Origin of the sequence: Sphingomonas sp. (assembly GCF_019746665.1) — a bacterium.
Taxonomy (GTDB): domain Bacteria; phylum Pseudomonadota; class Alphaproteobacteria; order Sphingomonadales; family Sphingomonadaceae; genus Sphingomonas.
In genome coordinates this window covers 51564-72102 of sequence record NZ_JAIERS010000017.1, presented here as the reverse complement: position 1 = coordinate 72102, position 20539 = coordinate 51564, and the positions used below count along the sequence as shown (strand labels likewise).

Sequence of the window (20539 nt, the reverse complement as noted above, 5' to 3'; positions counted from 1 at the left end):
AAACCCGCTTCCAACTTCGGCCGCAGCCTCTAGGCTAGGCACACAAACCGCGGGGGGAGGACACCATGCAACTCGACGATCAACAGCAGCGCGCGCGAACCTGGTTCGAGCATCTGCGCGACCTGATCTGCGCCGAGTTCGAAGCGATCGAGCGCGAGGCCGGCTCCGATGCCGCGTTCACTTACACCCCCTGGGACCGCCAGGACGCGAGCGGCGCACCCGGCGGCGGCGGGGTGCGCGGGGTGATGAAGGGCAAGGTGTTCGAGAAGGTGGGCGTCAACGTCTCCACCGTGGGCGGCCAGTTCGAGGGCGCTTTCGCCAAGACGATTCATGGCGCGGCCGACGATCCCAGCTTCTTCGCGACCGGGATCAGCCTGGTCGCACACATGGCGAACCCGAAGGTTCCCGCCGTTCACATGAACACGCGCTTCCTTGTCACCACCAAGCGCTGGTTCGGCGGCGGCGCGGACCTCAACCCGCCGCTGCCGGTGGAAGCGGATACCGCCGATTTCCACGCCGAGCTGAAGGCGGCGTGCGACGCCCACGACCTGACGCATTATGATCGCTTCAAGGCCTGGGCGGATGAGTATTTCTATCTGCCCCACCGCCAGGTGCATCGCGGCGTCGGCGGCATTTTCTACGATCATCTGGAGGGCGATTTCGAGGCCAACCTGGCTTTCACCCAGGCTGTCGGCCGCGCTTTCCTCGCCGCCTTCCCGCGCATCGTGCGGCGGCGGATGAACGAGGCTTTCACCGCCGAGGACGAGGCGCGGATGCTCGAATGGCGCGGGCGCTATGCCGAGTTCAACCTGGTCTATGATCGCGGCACGCTGTTCGGCCTGAAGACCGGCGGCAATATCGAGGCGATCCTGATGAGCCTGCCGCCGCGCGCCACCTGGAGCTGAAGCCTTGCAGATCGCGGTGCCGGCGGGCGAGATCGCGAGCGTCGTCACCCGGCTCGAAATGCGCGCCCGCCCCCGCCCCGCGCCGCTGCCCGACAGTCCGCTGCGGCTGGTGCGCTGGGCGGCACCCAGGCCCGCCGGCTATCGCGCGCTGTTCGAGCGGGTCGGCGCGCGCTGGCTTTGGTATTCACGGCTCGCGCTGAGCGAGGAGGCGCTCGCCGCCGTGCTCGCCGAGCCGGGGCGCGAGGTTTATGCCGCGATCGACCGCGCCGGGATTGAGCTCGGCCTGGTCGAGCTGGTCCGCGAGCCGCACGCGACCAACATCGCCTATTTCGCGCTGGTCCCCGAACTCACCGGGCGCGGTATTGGCCGCTGGCTGATGGCGGAGACCCTAGCCCGCGCCTGGGAACGCGAAACGCGGCTGGTGTGGCTCCATACCAGCACGCTCGATCATCCCCGCGCGCTGGGTTTCTACCTCGCGCAAGGGTTCGAGGCGGTTGCGCGGACGGTCGAGACCTTCCCCGATCCGCGCCGGACCGGGTTGCTTCCACCGGACTGCGCGCCACAGCTGCCGCTACTCTGACCCGCGCGCCCGCTCGCCCGCCAGCTCGCGATAGAGCGCGGCCTGGAACAGCGCGAGCGCGAGCAGGATCGCCGCCACCACGCCCGACTGAGCCAGCGCGAGCAAAGCGTCCAGCACCGAGTCCTCGGATGGCCCGGGCAACAGCGCTCGGCCGAACGCGAAGGGCCGCTCGATCAGCGCGCGGCTAAGTTCCGCGAGCGCGACCAGCGCCATCAGCATCAGCCCATGCCCCCGTGTCAGCCGCCAGCTCTCGACGAGCGCGCTCAGCGCCGGCCGGTCGGGGCGCGCGACCAGCACCGGGCCGACCAGGATCAGCCGCCCGGCAAGGTACAGCCCCGGCAACCAGAACAGCAACAGCCCCAGCGTCGTCCCCAACGTCACCACCAGCGCGACGAGCAGATAGCGCGGCAGCAGCAGCGCCGCCTCGCCCAGCGCGGTGCCGAGCGTGCGCCCGGGCGGCGCGCGGTACAGGCAGAACAAGGTCGCCCGCCCCAGCGTCTGCATTAGCAGGATCGCGAGGATCAACGGCAGGTTGGCGCGGCCATAATCGCCGAGCGCGCGCAGCCGATCGACCGTATCCGCCGCATCGGCCCCCAGCTGCGGCAGCGGCGGCAGCGCGAGCAGGCGCATCAGGATCGGCAGCAACTGCGTGAGTCCGAACAATGGCCATAGCAGCGCGGCGTCGCGCCGCCACATTCCCCAGGCGGCGCGCGCGGCCGCGGTATAAGGTGTCATCCCAGATCCTCGGCGCGGCGCGCGGCGAGGTAGAATTTGGCGATGAAGCTTGCGGCGACCACCGTCATCGCGGCCGCCACACAAGCGGTCGCGAGCGCGGCGCCGATCGCCACGATACCGAAGCCATCGCTCTTGCCAAAGACCAGGGCGAGCACGGTGCCCACGACCGTCTGCGCCGCCAGCGTCGCGACCAGCGTGACCAAACCATAGAGCAAGGACACGCCGAGCAGCGGCAGTGTCATCCGCCGCGTCAGCTGCCAGCTGCGCCGTAAAGCGGGCAGCGCCAGCGCCTCGACCAACCCGACGACGTAAATCAGCGTCCAGCGCAGGAACAGCACGAGCAGCGCAACCGCGACGATGCCGAGATAGAACAGGGTCGCCAGCAGGAACGGCACCGCGCCTTGCGGGATGAGCGCGGCCACCGCCTGTGGATCGGCATTAGGTCCAAGCGCGGCGACGCGCTCGATCGGCACACCGCTCGCGGCGAGCAGCACGCCAACCGGAATCATCGTCGCTGCGACCACCGCGAGCAGCACCAGCCACAATAGCAAAGTCGCCGGCATTCGATTGCTCGCGCGCTGCACCGCTTCGGCAGGGGTAACCGCCGGGTCGATCGCGAGCGCCATCACCTGCAACTGCGCCCACAGCAGCGGCAATTGCAGCAGGATCGACACCACCGAATTGGCGACCGGCTGCTCCTCCAGCAGCTTCTGGGTGAGTTGCTGGGCGAACAGGCAGCCCGCGATCGCCGGCCCGGCGATCGCCAGCACGGCCCCCGATCGCTCGCCCAAGAACTCGGTGGTCCGATCCCAAACCGCGCTGATGCTCACCCGTGCCACGCCTACCCCCTTTTGTATCGGCGCCGGGTTAGCGCATCGCGCGTCCACCCGCCACTGCTTGCAAGCCGGCGCGCGGCGGCGCATCTGGCGCCCCATGGATGCAGCGATCGAATGGCGGGTCTCGCCGGGATTGACCGATTACCCCCAAGCGCTCGCCGAAATGGAAGCACGCGCGGCGGCGATCGCGGCGGGCGAGGCGGACGAACTGGTCTGGCTGCTCGAACACCCGCCGCTCTACACCGCCGGCACCAGCGCCAATCCCGCCGAGCTGCTCGATCGCCGCTTCCCGGTGTTCCCGGCGGGGCGCGGCGGGCGCTATACCTATCACGGGCCGGGACAGCGGGTGGGCTATGTGCTGCTCGATCTGGGACGGCGGGGGCGCGATGTGCGCTGCTTCGTCCACGCGCTGGAGGCCTGGCTGATCGCGGCACTCGCCCGGCTGGAGGTGAGCGCCTTCCGCGCCGAGGGCCGGGTCGGCATCTGGACGCGCGACGGTGGCGAAGAGGCGAAGATCGGCGCCATCGGGGTCCGGGTGCGGCGCTGGGTGACGCTGCACGGCTTTGCGCTCAACCGCGCGCCCGATCTCGCGCATTTTGGCGGAATCGTGCCGTGCGGGCTACCGCAATATCCTGTAACGAGCCTGCAAGCGCTTGGCCGCGCTACCGATTCGGCCACGCTCGATGGCGCGCTTGCGGCGGAACTGGGGCGATTTCTAGCACTTCTTCCTATCAGCCGCTAAATCGAGGCTTGAGGCGGCGCGCGGTTCCGACTAATGTCCACTCCGATTTGGGTATTAAGGCGGCCAACGCCCAACCAAATCCACTATCTAGGGAGCTACAAATGCGTGCACTCATTGCCAAGGTTGTGACCGGTTCGATGATCGCCGGCGCGGCGCTCATGATCTCGGCCTGCAACAAGACCGAAACCGCGACCACCGAGAACACCACCGTCGAGAACACCACCGATGCCATGGCGACCGGCAACGACGCCATGACCTCGACCGACGGCGCGATGGCCTCGAACGACGCGATGATGACCTCGAACGACGCGATGGCGTCGGGCGACGCGATGGCCACCAGCAACGACGCGATGGCCTCGGGCAACGACGCGATGGCCACCGAGAAGAAGTAAGCTTCTCGTCGCGAGACGTTTTTCGGGAAAGGGCTGCCCGGGCAAGCGCCGGGGCAGCCTTTTTTCATGGGCGCATTCTTCGCCTGAGTGTTCCATGGCGCGCCCTCGGTCCGCCGCGCCGATGACTCGCCTAGCCGCGCGTGCCGCTTGCATCGTGACGCCGCTTGCGCAAGGAACATGACGGTTAATGCGTGTTCGGAACTGCGGGGCAGCGATGGGTTTGCGAATTTGGGGGCCGGCGTTGGCGCTATCGACGGCGGCGGGCATCGCCGGGCCGGCTCAGGCGCAGTTCTTCCTGAAAAGTCCCGACATGCGCGGCGCACCAGTGCGCGGCGACGAGCCCGGGGTCATGGTGCCGCTGCCAGGTGCCACCCCTGCCGAGATGCGCGCCGGCCTCGTCTGGTCGATGCGCGCCGCGCTCAACATCGCCGCACTGCAATGCCAGTTCGAGCCGCAACTCCTCGCGGTTCCCAGCTACAACGCGCTACTGCTCGATCACAAGGACGAGCTCAAACAATCGCTCGATCTGCTCGGCGGCTATTTCGCCCGGGTGAAGAAAAGCAAGCCACTCGGCCAGCGCGCGCTCGACGAATATGGCACCAAAATCTATTCGAGCTTCTCGACCGTCGGCGGCCAGCGGACTTTCTGCCAAACGGCGGGCGGGATCGCGCACGATGCGCTGTTCCTGCCACGCGGCAGCTTCTATCGCATCGCCGAAAATCGGATGCGCGAGCTGCGCAACTCGCTCAAGCCCGCCGGCGAGCAGTTCTTCCCCGGCCGGCTGGGCATGAGCTACCGCTACGCGATGCCCCGGCTCGAACCGATCTGCTGGACCAAGCGCGACGAATATGACGATCGCCGCTGTGGCCCGATCCAGGAGATCGTCTATGCCAGCGGCTCAGCGCAGCCCCAGCAATTTGTGAGTTTGCAGCGATAGCCGCCATTTCGGGCGGCTGAGCACCAGCGCGATCGCGGCTTCGCGATTGGCCACGGCGGTGTCGCTGTCCATCGGCTGGATCAGCCAGTGGCGGAAATCCCACGCCTCGATCACGGCCAAGTCGCTGCCCGGCTGCGGCCAGACGAGCTTCAGTTCGTCGCCGCGCCGCTGCACCACCGCGCTCCCCGCCTTGGGGCTCACGCACACCCAGTCGATCCCCGGATGCACCGGCAGCGTGCCATTGGTCTCGATCGCGATGGTGAAGCCGGCGGCGTGGAGCGCCTCGACCAGCGCATCGTCCACCTGCAGCATCGGCTCGCCGCCGGTGAGGACGCAAAAAGCGCCCTCGGCGTCCCCCCATAGCCGCGTCGCCGCTCCAGCCAGCCCCGTCGCGTCCACGAATTTGCCGCCGCCATCGCCATCGGTGCCGACGAAATCGGTGTCGCAGAAGCGGCACACCGCGCTCGCGCGATCCGCCTCGCGCCCGCTCCACAAATTGCAGCCGGCGAAGCGGATGAACACCGCGCGCCGCCCGGCATGAACCCCCTCCCCCTGCAGGGTGAGAAACATCTCCTTGACGGCGTAGCTCATGGCCGCGCGGCGTAGCGCGTCGGGTCGGGCAGTCCGGCCTCCTCGAACCCGCGCTGGCGCAGGCGACAGCTGTCACACAGCCCGCAATGAAGATCACCCGGCGCGGGATCGTAGCACGACCAGCTCATCCCCGCGTCGAGCCCCAGCCGCGCGGCTTCGCCGACGATCTGCGCCTTGGTCAGGTGCTGAAGCGGCGCGTGGACGGTGAAGCGCCCGCCCTCGACCCCCGCCTTGGTCGCGAGGGCCGCCATGCTCTCGAACGCGGCGATGAATTCGGGGCGGCAATCGGGATAGCCCGAATAATCGAGCGCGTTCACCCCGATCACCAGATCGCGCGCACCGGCGGCTTCCGCCCAGGCGAGCGCGAGGCTCAGCAGCACGGTGTTGCGCGCGGGGACGTAAGTGACCGGAATGTCCGCCCCCACCCCGCCCTTCGGCACGGCGATGTCATCGGTGAGCGCCGAGCCGCCAAAGGCCGAGAGATCGAGCGGCAGGACCACGTGCCGCGCCGCCCCGAGCGCCTGCGCGATCCGCCGCGCCGCCGTCAGTTCGACGCGGTGGCGTTGATTATAATCCACCGACAACGCGAGCAGCGCGAACCCATCCTCCCGCGCGCGCGCCGCCGAGACCATCGAGTCGAGTCCACCCGAAAGCAGCACGACCGCCAGTTGCTGATTGTTCATAGCGCCGCCGCTCTAGGCATTGTGCCGATGTCCAGCAATGGCTGGATTGCGCAACCGCGCCGGCGGCGCGCGCTTGGTCTCGCCTGCGTCGTGCGCGCGCCCTTCGCCATATCCTTCCCCGGCGCAGGCCGGGGCCCAGCCTTCCGCCGATCGCGGACGAAGCGCGGCCTTTCCCACCGCCGCGCGCCTGGGCCCGGCCTGCGCCGGGGAAGATAAAACAGGGACTGGGTCGCCCTGTTCCCATCACCCCGCGCGAATACCGCCGGAGGGCTTCCCGCAAAAAGAAGGACCGCCCGGTTAAGAGAGCGGCCCAGTAAGGCTTTGCGAACAGCCTAGGGAGGAAAGCGTGCCCATGACAGACACAATCCGTAGCTAGCACGCCTCAGCTAAACGCCGGCTTAACGGCCGAGCGAGCGCGTCATCAGCGCAGCAGCGGTGCCAGATAGCGCCCGGTATAGCTGCGTTCGGCCTTAACCACCTGTTCCGGCGTGCCTTCCGCGACGATCTCGCCGCCCTTCACCCCGCCTTCGGGACCAAGATCGACGATCCAGTCGGCGGTCTTGATCACATCGAGATTGTGCTCGATCACGACGACGGTGTTGCCCTGCTCGACCAGCGCGTGGAGCACTTCGAGCAGCTTGCGCACATCCTCGAAATGCAGGCCCGTGGTCGGCTCGTCGAGGATGTAGAGCGTCTGCCCGGTCGAGCGGCGGGCGAGTTCCTTCGCCAGCTTCACCCGCTGCGCCTCGCCGCCCGACAGCGTCGTGGCCTGCTGGCCGACCTTCACATAGCCCAGCCCCACCTCCGCGAGCATCGCCATCTTGTCGCGGATCGGCGGCACCGCCTTGAAGAACTCGACCGCGTCCTCGACCGTCATGTCGAGCACATCGGCGATCGACTTCCCCTTGAACTTCACTTCCAGTGTCTCGCGATTGTAGCGCGCGCCGTGGCAGACGTCGCACGTCACATAGACGTCGGGCAGAAAGTGCATCTCGATCTTGAGCACGCCATCGCCCTGGCATGCCTCGCACCGCCCGCCCTTCACATTGAAGCTGAAGCGCCCGGGCTTGTAGCCGCGCGCCGCGGATTCGGGCAGCCCGGCGAACCAGTCGCGGATCGCGGTGAAGGCCCCCGTATAGGTCGCGGGGTTGGAGCGCGGGGTGCGGCCGATCGGCGACTGATCGATGTCGATTACCTTGTCGAGATGTTCGAGGCCGCTGAGCTTTTCGTGGCGTCCCGCGACCACCCGCGCGCCGTTCAGCGCGCGCGCGGCGGCGGCATAGAGCGTGTCGATGGTGAAGCTCGATTTGCCCGAGCCCGAAACGCCGGTGATACAGGTGAAGGTGCCGAGCGGGATGCCCGCGGTCACTCCCTTCAGATTGTTGGCGCTCGCCTTGTGCAGGGTGAGCTTCTTGCCATTGCCCTTGCGCCGCTTCTTGGGCACCTCGATCCGGCGGGTGCCGTTCAGATAATCGGCGGTCACGCTCGCGCTGCTCGCGAGCAGTTCGGGCAGCGTCCCGTGCGCGACGACCTCGCCGCCATGCACCCCCGCCCCCGGCCCCATGTCGATCACATAATCGGCGGTGCGGATCGCATCTTCGTCATGCTCGACCACCAGCACCGTGTTGCCCAGGTCGCGCAAGCGGCGCAGCGTCGCGAGCAGCATGTCATTGTCGCGCTGGTGCAGCCCGATCGAGGGTTCGTCGAGCACATAGAGCACGCCCGACAACCCCGATCCGATCTGGCTCGCCAGGCGGATGCGCTGGCTCTCCCCGCCCGAGAGCGTGCCGCTGGTGCGATCGAGGTTGAGATAATCGAGCCCGACATTGTTGAGGAAGCCAAGCCGCTCGTCGATCTCCTTCAGGATCGCGCGCGCGATTTCGCGATGCTGGGGCGAAAGGCTGTCGGGCACCGCCGCGAACCAGGCCAGCGCGTCGACCACCGACAGGCGGGTAACGCTCGAAATATCGCGCCCGGCGATCTTCACCGCCAGCGCCTCGGGCTTCAGCCGCGCGCCGCCGCACGTCTCGCACGGGTGCGCGGCCTGATATTTGCTCAGTTCCTCGCGCATCCAGGCGCTTTCGGTCTGGAGCATCCGGCGGTTGAGATTGCCGATCACCCCCTCGAACGGCTTCTTGACGTCGTAGGTCTTCTTGCCGTCGATGAAGGTGAGCGTCACCGGCTTGCCATCGGTGCCGTAGAGGATGACGCTGCGCACCTTCTCGCTGAGCTGCTCCCAGGGCGTGTCGAGGCTGAAGCCGAACTCGCGCGCCAGGCTCGCCAGCACCTGCATGTAATAGGGCGAGGGCGGGTTCGATTTCGCCCAGGGCGCGACCGCCCCCTTCTTTAGGCTGAGCGCATGGTTGGGGACGACCAATTCCTCATCGAACACCAGCTTCTCACCCAGCCCGTCGCACGCCGGGCAGGCGCCTTGGGGGGCGTTGAAGCTGAACAGCCGGGGTTCGATCTCGGCGATGGTGAAGCCCGAGACGGGGCAGGCGAACTTCTCGCTGAAGATGATGCGGTTCGGGGGGATGCCGGCGCCTTTGAGGCCGCTAGCCCTCTCCCCTTCGCTCGCAACGAACGGCGTGTGCGCGTCGTTCACTCTAGACTCAAGCCCCTCCCCTTCAGGGGAGGGGTGTTGGAGCCCCGCCACGGTCGCATCCACCAGGTCGACATAGGCGAGCCCCTCGGCCAGCTTCAGCGCGGTCTCGAAACTATCCGCCAGCCGTGTCGCGATATCGGGGCCGACGACGATGCGGTCGACCACCACCTCGATGTCATGCTTATATTTCTTGTCGAGCGCGGGCGCTTCCTCGATGTCGTAGAGCGTGCCGTCGATCCGCACGCGGGTGAAGCCGGCGCGCTGCCATTCGGCCAGGTCCTTCTTGAACTCGCCCTTGCGCCCACGCACCACCGGCGCGAGCAGCAGCGCGCGGGTGCGCTCGGGCAGCGCCATCACCCGGTCGACCATCTGGCTGACGGTCTGCGCGGCGATCGGCAGCCCGGTCGCGGGCGAATAGGGCACCCCCGCGCGCGCCCAGAGCAGGCGCATATAATCGTAAATCTCGGTAACGGTCGCGACCGTCGAGCGCGGGTTGCGGCTGGTCGTCTTCTGCTCGATGCTGATCGCCGGCGAGAGCCCCTCGATATGATCGACATCGGGCTTCTGCATCATCTCCAGGAACTGGCGCGCATAGGCCGAGAGCGATTCGACATAGCGCCGCTGCCCCTCGGCATAGATGGTATCGAAGGCGAGGCTCGATTTGCCGCTGCCCGACAGGCCCGTGATCACGGTGAGGCTGTCGCGCGGAATATCGACGTCGACGCCCTTCAGATTATGCTCGCGCGCGCCGCGGACGGAGATGTGAGTCAGCATGGGGGAAGGTTCTATTTCTGTTCTGGTGTTTTGGCCAGAGGCAGAGATAGGGGCGCGGTCCCTGTTACGCCAGCGGTGAGGCGATGGCGAACATAATCATAGCGCGGTGCCGGCGCTAAAAGGGCAGCCTGAACGTCAGCATCAGCCGCTGGCTGATCGCGCCATTGGGGAACGCCGCGCTGCTGGCGTCGATGCTCGCCTGCACCGGCCCCAGCTTGATCGCGGCGCGCGGCAAGCCCTCGCGCTTCTGCTCATAGCGTTGGTTCAGCGGCGCGAGGCGATAGCTCTCGCCGCGATCACGCTTGGCGCACACCGTGACCTCATCAGGCAGGCCATATTGCGTGCAGCCCTGCGCGTCGACCAGCACCGGCCCGCTCATCCGGGGCTGAGACGGTGCATCGACGGTCTGGATCGCGAGGAGAAAGGGCAGCATCACGTCCTCCAATTAGCCGAACCTTGATCAGAGTAAGCGATGGAGCGCTTCGCTACTAGCCGATTGTTGCGATAGACTTGCCTGCCCCACCCGCCGCCACGCGAGTGACTGGCGATTAAGCGGGGCAAGTGCCACCGCGCCCGCCAGCACCGCCTCGCCCAGCCGCACCGCCTCGGCGAGCAGCGGCGCTGGGGCATGGGCATAGGCGGGTCGGCCAGCGATCCGATCGTACCACACCCCGCCGCACGCCGCGTCGAGCAGCACGCGCTGGAAGCAATGATCGGCGCGGATCGGCCAGCCGCGCGCGGCGGCGACCGCCGGCAGGGCGAGCCGCGTCAGATCGAGCCAGCGCGCCTCGAGCGCCGCCCGGCTCACCCGCGCGCCAGCTCCGCCGCCACCGCGCGCAGGGCGCTCGCGCGGAAATGCATCCCCAAATGGCTGCCCCGCAGCCGGATCGCGCGGCTGTGCGGATCGTAACAGGCATGGCCCTGCACCAGCCCGTCACCCGCCGACCAGATCGCGCTCGCCGGCACCGGCAGCGGGCGGGCGAGCTCGGCGAGGCGCGCGGCGAGCGCCGGGTCGTCGATCTTCTCGCCGGTCAGCAGCTGGAAGGCGCGCCACACATTGGTCGCGCGCGGGCCACCCGCATAGGGCGACGCGACGGTAATGACCTGCCGCACCTTATCCGCCCCCAGCCGATGCGCCGCCAGCCGCGCCATGATCCCGCCCAGCGAAACGCCGACCAGCGTCACCGGCCCCGCCTGCGCGGCAAGCGCCTCGATCCGGGCGTGGACGCGCTCGTTATCAGCGCCGACGGTGCGTGCGCCCAGATTGCGCCCGAAACCCCAGGTCTCGGCGGCATAGCCCAGCCGCGTCAGGTAGCGCCGCATCGGCACCAGCGCGCGGTCGCCGATGCCGAGCCCGGGGATCAGCAGCACCGACCGCCCGTCGCCCGGCGGACCATCGGCGGGCACCCCGCGCACGAGCAGCGTGCCGAGCGTGAAGGCGCCGCGCGGCAATTCGGCGGCCCAGAGCAGGCGATTGGGGGGAGCGTGGTTCATGGCGTCAAGGTAAGCGCCCCGCGCCGCCGCCGCCAGCGATTGCCCGCTGGCAGCAGTTTGCGCGGGGCCGCGACTATTTCCGCGCCAGCTCCCCCGCCTGCCAGCCGCCGCCGAGCGCGCGAAAACTGCTCACCGCCGCGCGCGCGCTATCGGCCTGGGCGGTGGCGAGGCTGTCTTGCGCCGCCTGCAACCGGCGTTCGGCGTCGAGCGCCTCGATCAAACTCACCGCCCCCGCCTGATACGCGGTTCGTGCCGCGATCCGCGCGCGATCGAGCGCCGTCGCGCTTTCCGCGAGCGCCTGCGCCTGATCGCGCCGCCGGGCAAGCGCCGCGAGGTTGCTCTCCGCCTCGGCAGCGGCGTTCAGCACCGCCAGCCGATAGTTGGCGACGGCCTCGCGGGTCACGGCGCGCGCCCGCACCACGCTGGCGCGGTTGCGGCCGAAATCGAGCACCGGCCCGCTCAGCGTGCCCGACACGCTCGTCTGCATCGCGCGTTCTGTGAACAAGTTGCTCGTGCCCGCCGAAAGCACCCCGATCGCCGCTGCCAGGTTGAGCCGTGGCCAGCGCTCGGCGAGCGCCTGGGCGACGCGGGCATCGGCGGCGGCGATCGCGCGCTCGGCGGCGGCGAGATCAGGGCGCCGGAACAGCAAAGCCGCCGGGCCGCCCTCGGCGTTGATTATCGGCGCGGTGGGGATGGCACCGGTGCCGAGGTCGGCGCGGGCGGCCCCAGGCACTCGGCCGAGCAGCACGTCGATCCGATTGTATTGCGCTTCCAGAGCCGCCTCGAGCGCGGGGATCACGGCCTGGGCGCCGGCGAGATCGGCCGCCGCCTGGTCCCCCTCCAGCCGCGCCGCGACTCCGCGGGCCACGCGCAGCTTCACCAGCCGGTCTAGCTCTCCCAGCGTGCCCACCTGCGCCTTGGCGACCGCGAGCCGCGCCTGCAGCTCGCGCGCGTCGAGATAGGCGCTGGCGACTTCGGCCGCGACGGTGAGCCGCGCGCCAGCGACATTGGCCTGGGCAGCAGCGAGATCGGCGCGCGCCGCGCGATTAGCGGCGGCGAGGCGGCCGAACAGGTCGATCTCCCAGCTCGCCGAAAGCCCGAGATTATAGACATCCGCCGCACGCTGGAAACCGGGCGCCCGCGACACACCCTGCCCCACCTGATCCGCGATCGAGGCGCGCTGCTCGGTCGCGCTGACCTGGCCGTTGAGGAGCGGCAGCCGGCTCGCCCGCGCCGCGCGCAGTCCGGCGGCGGCCTGATCGAGCCGCGCGGCGGCGACCTCCAGCGTGAGCGAATCGCTCAGCGCCTGGTCCACCAGCCGGTCGAGCACGGGATCGCCAAAGCTGCGCCACCAGCGCGGATCGACCGCCACCATAGCCGCCGCGCTCGGCGCGTTGCGGAATTGCTGCGGCAATGCCATTTCTGGGCGCGCATAGGGCTTGCCGGCGCACGCGCCGAGCGCGAGGAACGCGAGCAGGCCCAAGCGGTTGGCTGAGCGCTGGAAACGGATCATCGCAACGTCCTTGATTCGTGAATGGTGACGAGATACAGGTTTTTTCATGAAAAGCAATGCGTCCGTTCTGGAACCGCGTCGACCGGGCCGCCCGAGCGTCGACCGGCGCGAGGAAATCCTCGATACCGCCGAGCGGCTCTATGATCGGCTTGGCTTTGAAAAGACGACGATGACCGATGTCGCGCGCGAGCTCGGCATGTCGGCCGCGAACCTCTATCGCAGCTTCGCCAACCGCCGCGAGATCGATGAGGCGATCGCGCTGCGCAAGCTGCGGGTGATCGAGGATATCGCGTGGACCTGTGCGCGGAACGCGCCGAAAGACGCGGAAAAAGCCCTGGAAACGCTGATTTTGGAAGTGATGCGCGCCACCCGCAGCATCCTGTTCAGCGGCGAGATTTTGCACCGGCTATGCGTGGTGGCGACAGCCGAACGCTGGCCGACGGTGGACGCCTTCGTCGAACAGCTGCGTGGCGCGCTGCGCCATGTGGTGATCGAGGGCCAGCGCAGCGGCCGCTTTACCCCGGGGGACGCGGACATGCTCGCGGGGGCGATGCTCTGCGCGCTCAACGCCGTCTGGCACCCCTTCATGATCGAGGCCAATGGCAATGGCGATCTGGAGGCCAATGCGGCGGGATTGGTGATGCTCCTCACCCGCGCGCTTGTAAAAAATAACGAATAGTCCTCTTTTTCACTTTTCACCGTTACGCCGCCGCGTTATCTCCGTCACCGACTCAGGTCGGGAGTATGACGAATGATGCGGGTGATCGCGGCTGGCGGCGTGGCGCTGGCGGTGGCGGGATGCGGTGGCCGGGCCGATCCACCCGCGCGCCCTCCCTATGTGGAGACGATGGTGGTCGCGACGGCGGCCGGCGACGATGCGCGCTATACCGGTACGGTGCGGGCGCGGATCGAGGCCGATCTGGGCTTTCGCGTCCCCGGCAAGATCGCCGAGCGGCTGGTCGATCCCGGCGCGCGGGTGCGGCGCGGGCAGCCGCTGATGCGGCTCGATCCCACCGACCTCGGCCTCGCCGCGCGCGCTGCCGCCGATCGCCTCCGTGCCGCCGAGGCCGATGCCACCCGCGCCGCCGCTGATGAAGCACGATTGAAGGGTCTGGTCGAAGCCGGCGCCACCGCCGCCGCAACCTATGACGCAGCGCTCGCCGCCAAACGCTCGACCGCCGCCAACCTCGCCGCCGCCCGCGCGCAGGCGACCGACGCCGCCAACCAGCGCGGCTATGCCCTGCTCGTCGCCGATAGCGATGGCGTGGTCACCGATGTTCTCGCACAACCGGGGCAAGTGGTTGCCGCGGGCGCCCCCGTGCTGCGCCTGGCGCGCGCGGGCGCGCGTGAGGCGCTCGTGGCGGTGCCCGAGGCTGCCCTGCCGAGGCTGCCGCGGGACGCGCGCGCCGATCTCTATGCCAGCGGCGCGCGGGTCGCCGCCCGGCTGCGCGAGGTCGCGGGCAGCGCCGATCCCCTCACCCGCACCTATGCCGCGCGCTATACGCTGGCGACAGCGCCCGATGCCGCGCCGCTCGGCTCGACCGTGACGCTCGCGCTCGGCCTCGGCGGCGGGGAAGCGCCGGTCGAAGTACCGCTCGCCGCGCTCGCCGAACGCGGGCGCGGGGCCGGTGTGTGGGTGGTCGGCGCCGACAAGCGCGTCCACCGCCGCGCGGTCCGCGTGCTTGGCTTCACCGCCGAAACCGCGCGCCTTGCTCCCGGCGTGCTGCGCTCGGGCGAGCGCGTGGTCGCGCTCGGCGCGCAGCTGCTGCGCGAAGGGCAACAAGTCCGGCTGGAGGCGCGCTGATGGCGCTGCCCAACCTCTCTGCCGCCTCGGTCAAGGAACAGTCGGTCACCCTGTTTCTGTTGATCGGCGTCGTGCTTGCCGGGCTGTTCGCCTTCCTGCAACTCGGCCGCGCCGAAGACCCAAGCTTCACCGTGAAGGTGATGACCGTCACCGCCTTCTGGCCCGGCGCGACCGCGCGCGAGATGCAGGACCAGGTCGCCGACCGGCTCGAGAAGCGGCTGCAGGAGCTGCGCTATTACGACCGGGTCGAGACCCAGGCGCGGCCCGGCCAGGTGAACATGACCGTGGGGTTTCGCGATACCACCCCGCCCCAGGCCGTGCCCGACGAATTCTATCAGGTCCGCAAGAAGCTGAGCGACGAGGCCGCCAACCTGCCGCGCGGCGTGATCGGGCCGTTCTTCAACGATGAATATTCGGACGTCTATTTCGCGCTGTTCGCGCTGCAGGCGCAGGGAATGCCGCAGCGCCAGCTCGTCGCCCACGCGGAGACGCTGCGCGAACGGCTGCTCAAAGTGCCGGGCGTCAAGAAGGTCAACATCATCGGCGAACAGAAGCAGCGCGTGTTCATCGAGCTACCCTCGCGCCGGCTCGCGACGCTTGGCATCGGCCCCGACGCGATCCTGAACGCCGTCACGCAGCAGAATCAGCTCCAGCAGAGCGGGGAGGTGCAAACCGCCGCACAAAGCATCCAGCTGAGGCTAACCGGCCAGTTCGACGATCTCGACGCGATCCGCGCGACCCCGATCGCCGCGCAAGGCCGCTCGTTCCGGCTGGGCGACATCGCCGAGGTGAAGCGCGGCTATGAAGACCCGCCCACCTATCTCGTCCGCCACCAAGGCGCGCCAGCGGTGATGCTCGGCGTGATCATGCGCGAGCGGTACAACGGCACCAAGCTCGGCGGCGCGCTGAAACAGGAGCTGCGCGGCCTGCGCGCCGAACTACCGCTCGGCATCACGCTCACTCAGATCTCGGACCAGGCGCGGAACATCGCCGAAGCATATGACGAGTTCATGCTGAAATTCGCGGTCGCGCTCGGCGTGGTGATGGTGGTGAGCCTGATCGCGCTCGGCTTCCGCGTCGGGCTGGTCGTCGCCGCCGCTGTACCGGTAACGCTCGCCTGCGTGTTCGTGATCATGCTGGCGACCGGGCGCGACTTCGATCGCATCACCCTGGGGGCGCTGATCTTGTCGCTTGGGTTGCTGGTGGATGACGCGATCATCGCGATCGAAATGATGGTCGTGAAAATGGAGGAGGGCCTGAGCCGCATCGAGGCCGCGACCTATGCTTGGGGCGCGACCGCGGCGCCAATGCTCGCCGGCACGCTGGTGACCATCATCGGCTTCGTCCCCGTCGGCTTCGCGCAATCGAGCGCGGGCGAATATGCCGGCAACATCTTCTGGATCGTTGGCTTCGCGCTGATCGTGTCATGGCTCGTGGCGGTCTATTTCACCCCTTATCTCGGGGTGAAGATGCTGCCGGAGATCAAGCAGGTCGAAGGCGGGCATGACGCCATCTATGCGACGCCGCGCTACCAGCGGCTGCGGCGCTGGGTGGCGGCGTGCGTCCAGGATCGCGGGCGGGTGGTGCTCGCGACGCTCATCGCGTTCCTGCTGGCGGGCGTCGGCATGGCTGTCGCAGTGCCCAAGCAATTCTTTCCCTCGTCGGACCGGCCCGAGCTGCTGGTCGAGGTCAGCCTGCCCAAGGGATCGAGCATCGATGCCACCCGCGCCCAGGCGGAGGCGATCGAACGCGACCTGCGCGCGCGACCCGAAGCGCGCTTCGTCGATAGCTATATCGGTGCCGGCGCCCCGCGCTTCTTCCTGGCGCTCAACCCAGAGCTGCCCGACCCCAGCTTCGCCAAGCTGATTGTTCAAACCCCCGACGCGGCGGCGCGCCTCCGGCTGCAACGCTATGTCCAGTCGCGCGCGGCGGCGGGAGCCTATCCGGCGGCGCGGGTGCGCGCGCTCGGCCTGTTGTTCGGTCCGCCGGTGCCTTTCCCGGTGAACTTCCGTGTCTCGGGTCCCGATCCGCAGCGGTTACGCGTGATCGCCGAGCAGGTGGCGCAGGTGATGCGGGCCAACTCTGATGTCCGCGACGTCAATTTCGATTGGGGCGAGCGCGCGCCGACGATGCGGCTGGTGTTCGATCAGGAACGGCTGCGCCAGCTCGGGCTCGACCCGGCGAGCGTCGGGCGACAGATCGGCGGTCTGATCTCGGGCGCCACCGTCGCGCAGCTGCGCACAGGGAACCGCACCGCCGACATCGTCGTCCGACTGCCCGCCGAGGAACGCCGCGCGCCGCAGGCGCTGGGCGACATCGTGATCGGCGGCGCTGGCGGCGCGGCCGTGCCGCTCTCCTCGGTCGCGCGATTGGTGCCCGATTATGAAGACCCGCTGCTGCTCCGCCGCGACCGGGTGCCGACGATGACGGTGCGCGCCGATGTACGCGATGGGGTCCAGCCGCCCGACGTCAGCGTCGCGCTCGAACGCCAGCTCGCGCCGATCAAAGCGAAACTTGGAGTCGGCTATGCGATCACGACCGGCGGCTCCATTGAGGAATCGGGCAAGGCCAATGCCGCGCTCGCGCCGATTTTCCCGATCATGGTCGGGTTGATGCTGCTCGTCATCATGCTGCAAACGCGCTCGTTCCGCATGACCTTCCTGGTCTTCGCGACCGCGCCGCTGGGCTTAGTCGGTGCGGTTCCAGCGCTGCTGCTTACCGGCAATCCGTTCGGCTTCAATGCGATCCTGGGGTTGATCGGCTTGGCCGGCATCCTAATGCGCAATACGCTGATCCTGGTCGATCAAATCGATATCGAAGTCGCGCGCGGCCTCACCAAGCGCGAGGCGGTAGTGGAGGCGACCGTGCGCCGCGCGCGGCCAGTAATCCTTACCGCGCTCGCCGCTGTGCTCGCCTTCCTGCCGCTAACCTTCTCGAGCTTCTGGGGACCGCTCGCAGTGGTGCTGATCGGCGGCACGTTGATGGGCACAGCGCTCACCCTGTTCTTCCTGCCAGCGCTCTATGCCCTTTGGCAGCGGCTGCCGCGGGAAGAGGCGGCACAGACGGCGGCGGGATTGGTACCAGCGGCCGGTTGAGCCGGCGCCATACCAGCGAAGGGAGCAATTCTCGCGAAACTTAACATAGGTGATTGCGCGGAGCCGCAAACTAGGTGCGGAAAGGAGGTTACGGGCGGGGGCGCGTGACTACAGGACTGATTGCCGGGATGCAGCAACCTCAACTAGACGGCACGGCCCCCCGCGCCGTCTCCGCCGCGGCCCCGGATTTTCTGGCGGGCGGCGGTGAGTGCAGCGTGCTGATCGCCGCCCGCGATTGGTCGGCGAACCCAATCGGGGCGATCGAGCATTGGCCGCAAAGCCTACGCATCACGACCTCCATGATGCTACGCTCCGCTGTTCCGATGGTCCTGTTGTGGGGCGAAGCGGGGGTAATGCTCTATAATGACGGCTATTCAGCGATCGCCGGCGGCCGCCATCCTGCTCTTCTTGGTGCTCCAGTGCGTGAAGGCTGGCCCGAAGTCGCCGATTTCAACGATCACGCGATGCGCCGCGGCCTTGCTGGAGAGACGCTCGCTTACCGCGATCACGAACTGACGCTCTACCGCCACGGTCCGCCCGAAGCTGTATGGTTCGATCTCGATTACTCACCCGTCCTCGGCGACGATGGCACTCCGGCGGGGGTGATCTGCATCCTTGCCGAGACCACCGATCGCCACCACGCCAACACCGCCCGCGCCGATAGCGAAGCGCGGCTGCACGCGATGGTCAATTCGATAGACCAGATGATCTGGTCGACCCGGCCCGATGGCTTCCACGACTATTACAACGATCGCTGGTACGAATACACCGGCGTCCCCTATGGATCGACCGATGGCGAGGGCTGGAACGGCATGTTCCATCCGGAAGACCAGGAGCGCGCCTGGGCGGTGTGGCGCCAAAGTCTTGAGACCGGCGCGCCCTATCATATCGAATATCGGCTGCGGCACCGCTCGGGCCAGTATCGCTGGGTGATCGGCCGCGCGCAGCCGGTACGCGACGCGAGCGGCGCGATCACCCGCTGGTATGGCACCTGCACCGATATCGACGATTTGAAGCGTGCCGAGGCGGCGCTGAAGCAGGAGACGCGCTCGCTCGAAACGCTGAACCGTACCGGCGCGGCGCTGGCGGCCGAGCTTGACGTCGATCGCCTCGTCCAGGCGGTGGTCGATGCCGGTACCGAATTGACCGGCGCGGCGCATGGCGCGTTCTTTTACCGGGCGGCCGAGGGGCCGTACATGCTGTACGCACTGTCAGGCGCCACGCCCGAGGCGTTCGCTGACTTCCCGATGCCACGCCCCACCGGACTGTTCGAGCCCACCTTCAGCGGCAAGGCGGTGGTGCGCTGCGACGATGTCCTTACGCACCAAGCCTATGGCCACAACGCCCCACATCGCGGGATGCCGCCTGGGCATTTGCCGGTGCGGAGCTATCTGGCGGTGCCCGTCGTGTCACGCGGCGGCCAAGTGATCGGCGCGATGTTGTTCGGCCATCCCGAGCCCGGCCGCTTCGGCGCTCGCGATGAGACCTTGCTACTGGGCCTAGCCGGCCAGGCGGCGATCGCGATCGACAATGCCCGGCTGTTCCAGCAGGTGCAGCTCGCCAATGAGACGCTGGAAAGCCGGGTGATCGAGGAAGTCACCGAGCGTGCCCGCGCCGAGGAAGCGCTACGCCAAGCGCAGAAGATGGAAGCGGTGGGGCAGCTCACCGGCGGGATCGCCCATGATTTCAACAATCTGCTGACGGTGATCGTCGGCAATATCGAACTGGCGCTCCGCGCGCTCGACGGCGTTGGTGGCGAGCCGCGCGCGCGGCGGGTACTCGAAAGCGCCCGCAAGGGTGCGGATCGCGCCGCGACGCTGACCCAGCGGCTGCTCGCCTTCAGCCGTCGCCAGCCGCTCGCGCCCAAGCCGATCGATGTCGACAAGCTCGTGCTCGGCATGTCGGACCTGCTTAATCGATCCTTGGGCGAGACGGTCCAGCTGGAGATCGTCACCTCACCAGGGCTATGGCGCGTCGAGGTCGATCCAAACCAGCTCGAGTCGGCGATCCTGAACCTGGCGGTCAACGCGCGCGATGCGATGCCCGGCGGCGGCCGGCTGACGATCGAGACTGCCAATGCCCGGCTCGACGAGGCCTATGTCGCCAACCATGCGGAGGTCGCCGCCGGGCACTATGTCGTCCTCGCCGTCACCGATACCGGCACCGGGATGCCGCGCGAGCTGATCGCCAAGGCGTTCGAGCCCTTCTTCACCACCAAGGAAGTCGGAAAAGGCACAGGGCTTGGCCTGTCGATGGTCTATGGCTTCGTCAAGCAATCGGGCGGGCATGTGAAAATCTATTCCGAGGAAGGCCATGGCACGACCGTAAAAATCTACCTGCCGCGCCTGCTGGGCGAAGCGGTGGCGTTCGAGGAGACGGCGCACGCCGGGCTGGAGACCAGCCTTTATGCCGAGACGATCCTGGTCGCCGAGGACGACGACGATGTGCGCGCCTATACCGCCGAATGCCTGCGCGACCTGGGATATAAAGTGCTGGAAGCGCATGATGGACCGGCAGCTCTGCGACTGCTCGAGCGCCAGGGGCAAGTGGTCGACCTGTTGTTCACCGATGTGGTGATGCCTGGCATGTCGGGGCGCGAGCTCGCCGACGCGGCGCGGGCGCGCCAGCCGGGGCTGAAGCTGCTCTTCACCTCGGGCCATACCCGCAACGCGATCGTTCATGCCGGGCGGCTCGATCATGGGGTGGAAATGATCGCCAAGCCTTTTACCTACCAGGCGCTGGCGCAGAAGGTGCGCGACGTGCTCGAAGGGTGAACGGCTTCCACAGCTTCCCGTGCCCCGCGAAGGCCGAGGTTCGGCGGCGACCCCGACCGCAGGGGTGAGCTACCACCGG

At 68.2% G+C, this 20539-nt stretch carries 18 protein-coding genes; 9 read left to right on the top strand and 9 right to left on the bottom strand.

Annotated elements, in window-relative coordinates; all coding sequences use genetic code 11:
* The first annotated feature begins 65 nt into the window (after nucleotides 1-65).
* Together hemF and K2X73_RS11490 are read left to right on the top strand one after the other, a co-directional pair.
* Nucleotides 66-905 carry an oxygen-dependent coproporphyrinogen oxidase gene (gene hemF / locus K2X73_RS11495; RefSeq protein WP_294110996.1) on the top strand — a complete coding sequence of 280 codons (840 nt, stop codon included), beginning with the start codon at nucleotides 66-68 and terminating at the stop codon, nucleotides 903-905.
* A gap of 58 nt (nucleotides 906-963) precedes the next feature.
* Nucleotides 964-1485 (top strand): GNAT family N-acetyltransferase, encoded by a 522-nt coding sequence (locus tag K2X73_RS11490; protein WP_294111186.1) that lies wholly within the window; start codon nucleotides 964-966, stop codon nucleotides 1483-1485.
* Here K2X73_RS11490 and K2X73_RS11485 read toward each other — a convergent pair.
* Nucleotides 1477-2220: a hypothetical protein gene (locus tag K2X73_RS11485; protein WP_294110995.1), complete on the bottom strand. Its 744-nt coding sequence runs from the start codon at nucleotides 2218-2220 to the stop codon at nucleotides 1477-1479. The two genes, K2X73_RS11490 and K2X73_RS11485, sit on opposite strands and share 9 nt — an antisense overlap.
* Complete coding sequence (locus tag K2X73_RS11480; RefSeq protein ID WP_294110994.1) at nucleotides 2217-3059, bottom strand: hypothetical protein; 843 nt, start codon at nucleotides 3057-3059, stop codon at nucleotides 2217-2219. Before K2X73_RS11480 ends, K2X73_RS11485 begins: the two co-directional genes overlap by 4 nt.
* Nucleotides 3060-3153: 94 nt before the next feature.
* On the opposite strand from K2X73_RS11480, the gene lipB reads away from it, so the two are divergent.
* The 3 genes from lipB (at nucleotide 3154) to K2X73_RS11465 (ending at nucleotide 5127) form a co-directional block, all read left to right on the top strand.
* Nucleotides 3154-3798: a lipoyl(octanoyl) transferase LipB gene (lipB, locus tag K2X73_RS11475; protein WP_294110993.1), complete on the top strand. Its 645-nt coding sequence runs from the start codon at nucleotides 3154-3156 to the stop codon at nucleotides 3796-3798.
* A 101-nt stretch (nucleotides 3799-3899) separates the two neighbouring features.
* Nucleotides 3900-4190, top strand: coding sequence for a hypothetical protein (locus tag K2X73_RS11470; RefSeq protein ID WP_294110991.1), 291 nt, complete (start codon nucleotides 3900-3902; stop codon nucleotides 4188-4190).
* Nucleotides 4191-4404: 214 nt separating this feature from the next.
* A complete protein-coding gene (locus K2X73_RS11465; protein WP_294110990.1) occupies nucleotides 4405-5127 on the top strand; it encodes a hypothetical protein in 723 nt (240 codons plus the stop codon).
* On the opposite strand, the gene queE is transcribed toward K2X73_RS11465, so the two are convergent.
* The 7 genes from queE to K2X73_RS11430 form a co-directional block, all read right to left on the bottom strand.
* On the bottom strand, nucleotides 5089-5718 hold the full coding sequence (gene queE / locus K2X73_RS11460) for a 7-carboxy-7-deazaguanine synthase (RefSeq protein ID WP_294110989.1): 630 nt from the start codon (nucleotides 5716-5718) through the stop codon (nucleotides 5089-5091). The genes K2X73_RS11465 and queE overlap by 39 nt on opposite strands.
* A complete protein-coding gene (gene queC, locus K2X73_RS11455) occupies nucleotides 5715-6401 on the bottom strand; it encodes a 7-cyano-7-deazaguanine synthase QueC (protein ID WP_294110987.1) in 687 nt (228 codons plus the stop codon). Before queC ends, queE begins: the two co-directional genes overlap by 4 nt.
* 421 nt (nucleotides 6402-6822) lie before the next feature.
* A complete protein-coding gene (gene uvrA / locus K2X73_RS11450; RefSeq protein ID WP_294110985.1) occupies nucleotides 6823-9780 on the bottom strand; it encodes an excinuclease ABC subunit UvrA in 2958 nt (985 codons plus the stop codon).
* A 115-nt stretch (nucleotides 9781-9895) separates the two neighbouring features.
* Nucleotides 9896-10213, bottom strand: coding sequence for a hypothetical protein (locus tag K2X73_RS11445; protein ID WP_294110983.1), 318 nt, complete (start codon nucleotides 10211-10213; stop codon nucleotides 9896-9898).
* 27 nt (nucleotides 10214-10240) lie between these two features.
* Nucleotides 10241-10588, bottom strand: a complete 348-nt coding sequence (locus K2X73_RS11440; RefSeq protein WP_294110981.1) for a GCN5-related N-acetyltransferase — start codon at nucleotides 10586-10588, stop codon at nucleotides 10241-10243.
* Entirely contained in the window at nucleotides 10585-11274 is a 690-nt protein-coding gene (locus K2X73_RS11435) for an alpha/beta hydrolase (protein ID WP_294110979.1), read from the bottom strand. The genes K2X73_RS11440 and K2X73_RS11435 overlap by 4 nt, the downstream gene beginning before the upstream one ends.
* A gap of 73 nt (nucleotides 11275-11347) precedes the next feature.
* Nucleotides 11348-12787 carry an efflux transporter outer membrane subunit gene (locus K2X73_RS11430; RefSeq protein WP_294110978.1) on the bottom strand — a complete coding sequence of 480 codons (1440 nt, stop codon included), beginning with the start codon at nucleotides 12785-12787 and terminating at the stop codon, nucleotides 11348-11350.
* Between the two features lie 46 nt (nucleotides 12788-12833).
* Here K2X73_RS11430 and K2X73_RS11425 point away from each other — a divergent pair, with 46 nt between their 5' ends.
* From K2X73_RS11425 to K2X73_RS11410, 4 genes are all read left to right on the top strand, one after another.
* Complete coding sequence (locus K2X73_RS11425) at nucleotides 12834-13466, top strand: TetR/AcrR family transcriptional regulator (protein WP_294110976.1); 633 nt, start codon at nucleotides 12834-12836, stop codon at nucleotides 13464-13466.
* A gap of 72 nt (nucleotides 13467-13538) precedes the next feature.
* The gene (locus K2X73_RS11420) at nucleotides 13539-14591 is read left to right on the top strand and encodes an efflux RND transporter periplasmic adaptor subunit (RefSeq protein WP_294110974.1); all 1053 of its coding nucleotides are present in this window, start codon (nucleotides 13539-13541) and stop codon (nucleotides 14589-14591) included.
* Nucleotides 14591-17686 (top strand): efflux RND transporter permease subunit, encoded by a 3096-nt coding sequence (locus tag K2X73_RS11415; protein ID WP_294110971.1) that lies wholly within the window; start codon nucleotides 14591-14593, stop codon nucleotides 17684-17686. The genes K2X73_RS11420 and K2X73_RS11415 overlap by 1 nt, the downstream gene beginning before the upstream one ends.
* Nucleotides 17687-17790: 104 nt before the next feature.
* Nucleotides 17791-20460, top strand: coding sequence for a PAS domain-containing protein (locus K2X73_RS11410; RefSeq protein ID WP_365980613.1), 2670 nt, complete (start codon nucleotides 17791-17793; stop codon nucleotides 20458-20460).
* Nucleotides 20461-20539: the final 79 nt, after the last annotated feature.

Coding starts and splice junctions, on each gene's coding strand:
- hemF (WP_294110996.1), top strand. CDS start 66: ATGCAACTCGACGATCAACAGCAGCGCGCGCGAACCTGGTTCGAGCAT.
- K2X73_RS11490 (WP_294111186.1), top strand. CDS start 964: ATGCGCGCCCGCCCCCGCCCCGCGCCGCTGCCCGACAGTCCGCTGCGG.
- K2X73_RS11485 (WP_294110995.1), bottom strand. CDS start 2,220: ATGACACCTTATACCGCGGCCGCGCGCGCCGCCTGGGGAATGTGGCGG.
- lipB (WP_294110993.1), top strand. CDS start 3,154: ATGGATGCAGCGATCGAATGGCGGGTCTCGCCGGGATTGACCGATTAC.
- K2X73_RS11470 (WP_294110991.1), top strand. CDS start 3,900: ATGCGTGCACTCATTGCCAAGGTTGTGACCGGTTCGATGATCGCCGGC.
- K2X73_RS11465 (WP_294110990.1), top strand. CDS start 4,405: ATGGGTTTGCGAATTTGGGGGCCGGCGTTGGCGCTATCGACGGCGGCG.
- queE (WP_294110989.1), bottom strand. CDS start 5,718: ATGAGCTACGCCGTCAAGGAGATGTTTCTCACCCTGCAGGGGGAGGGG.
- queC (WP_294110987.1), bottom strand. CDS start 6,401: ATGAACAATCAGCAACTGGCGGTCGTGCTGCTTTCGGGTGGACTCGAC.
- uvrA (WP_294110985.1), bottom strand. CDS start 9,780: ATGCTGACTCACATCTCCGTCCGCGGCGCGCGCGAGCATAATCTGAAG.
- K2X73_RS11445 (WP_294110983.1), bottom strand. CDS start 10,213: ATGCTGCCCTTTCTCCTCGCGATCCAGACCGTCGATGCACCGTCTCAG.
- K2X73_RS11435 (WP_294110979.1), bottom strand. CDS start 11,274: ATGAACCACGCTCCCCCCAATCGCCTGCTCTGGGCCGCCGAATTGCCG.
- K2X73_RS11430 (WP_294110978.1), bottom strand. CDS start 12,787: ATGATCCGTTTCCAGCGCTCAGCCAACCGCTTGGGCCTGCTCGCGTTC.
- K2X73_RS11425 (WP_294110976.1), top strand. CDS start 12,834: ATGAAAAGCAATGCGTCCGTTCTGGAACCGCGTCGACCGGGCCGCCCG.
- K2X73_RS11420 (WP_294110974.1), top strand. CDS start 13,539: ATGATGCGGGTGATCGCGGCTGGCGGCGTGGCGCTGGCGGTGGCGGGA.
- K2X73_RS11415 (WP_294110971.1), top strand. CDS start 14,591: ATGGCGCTGCCCAACCTCTCTGCCGCCTCGGTCAAGGAACAGTCGGTC.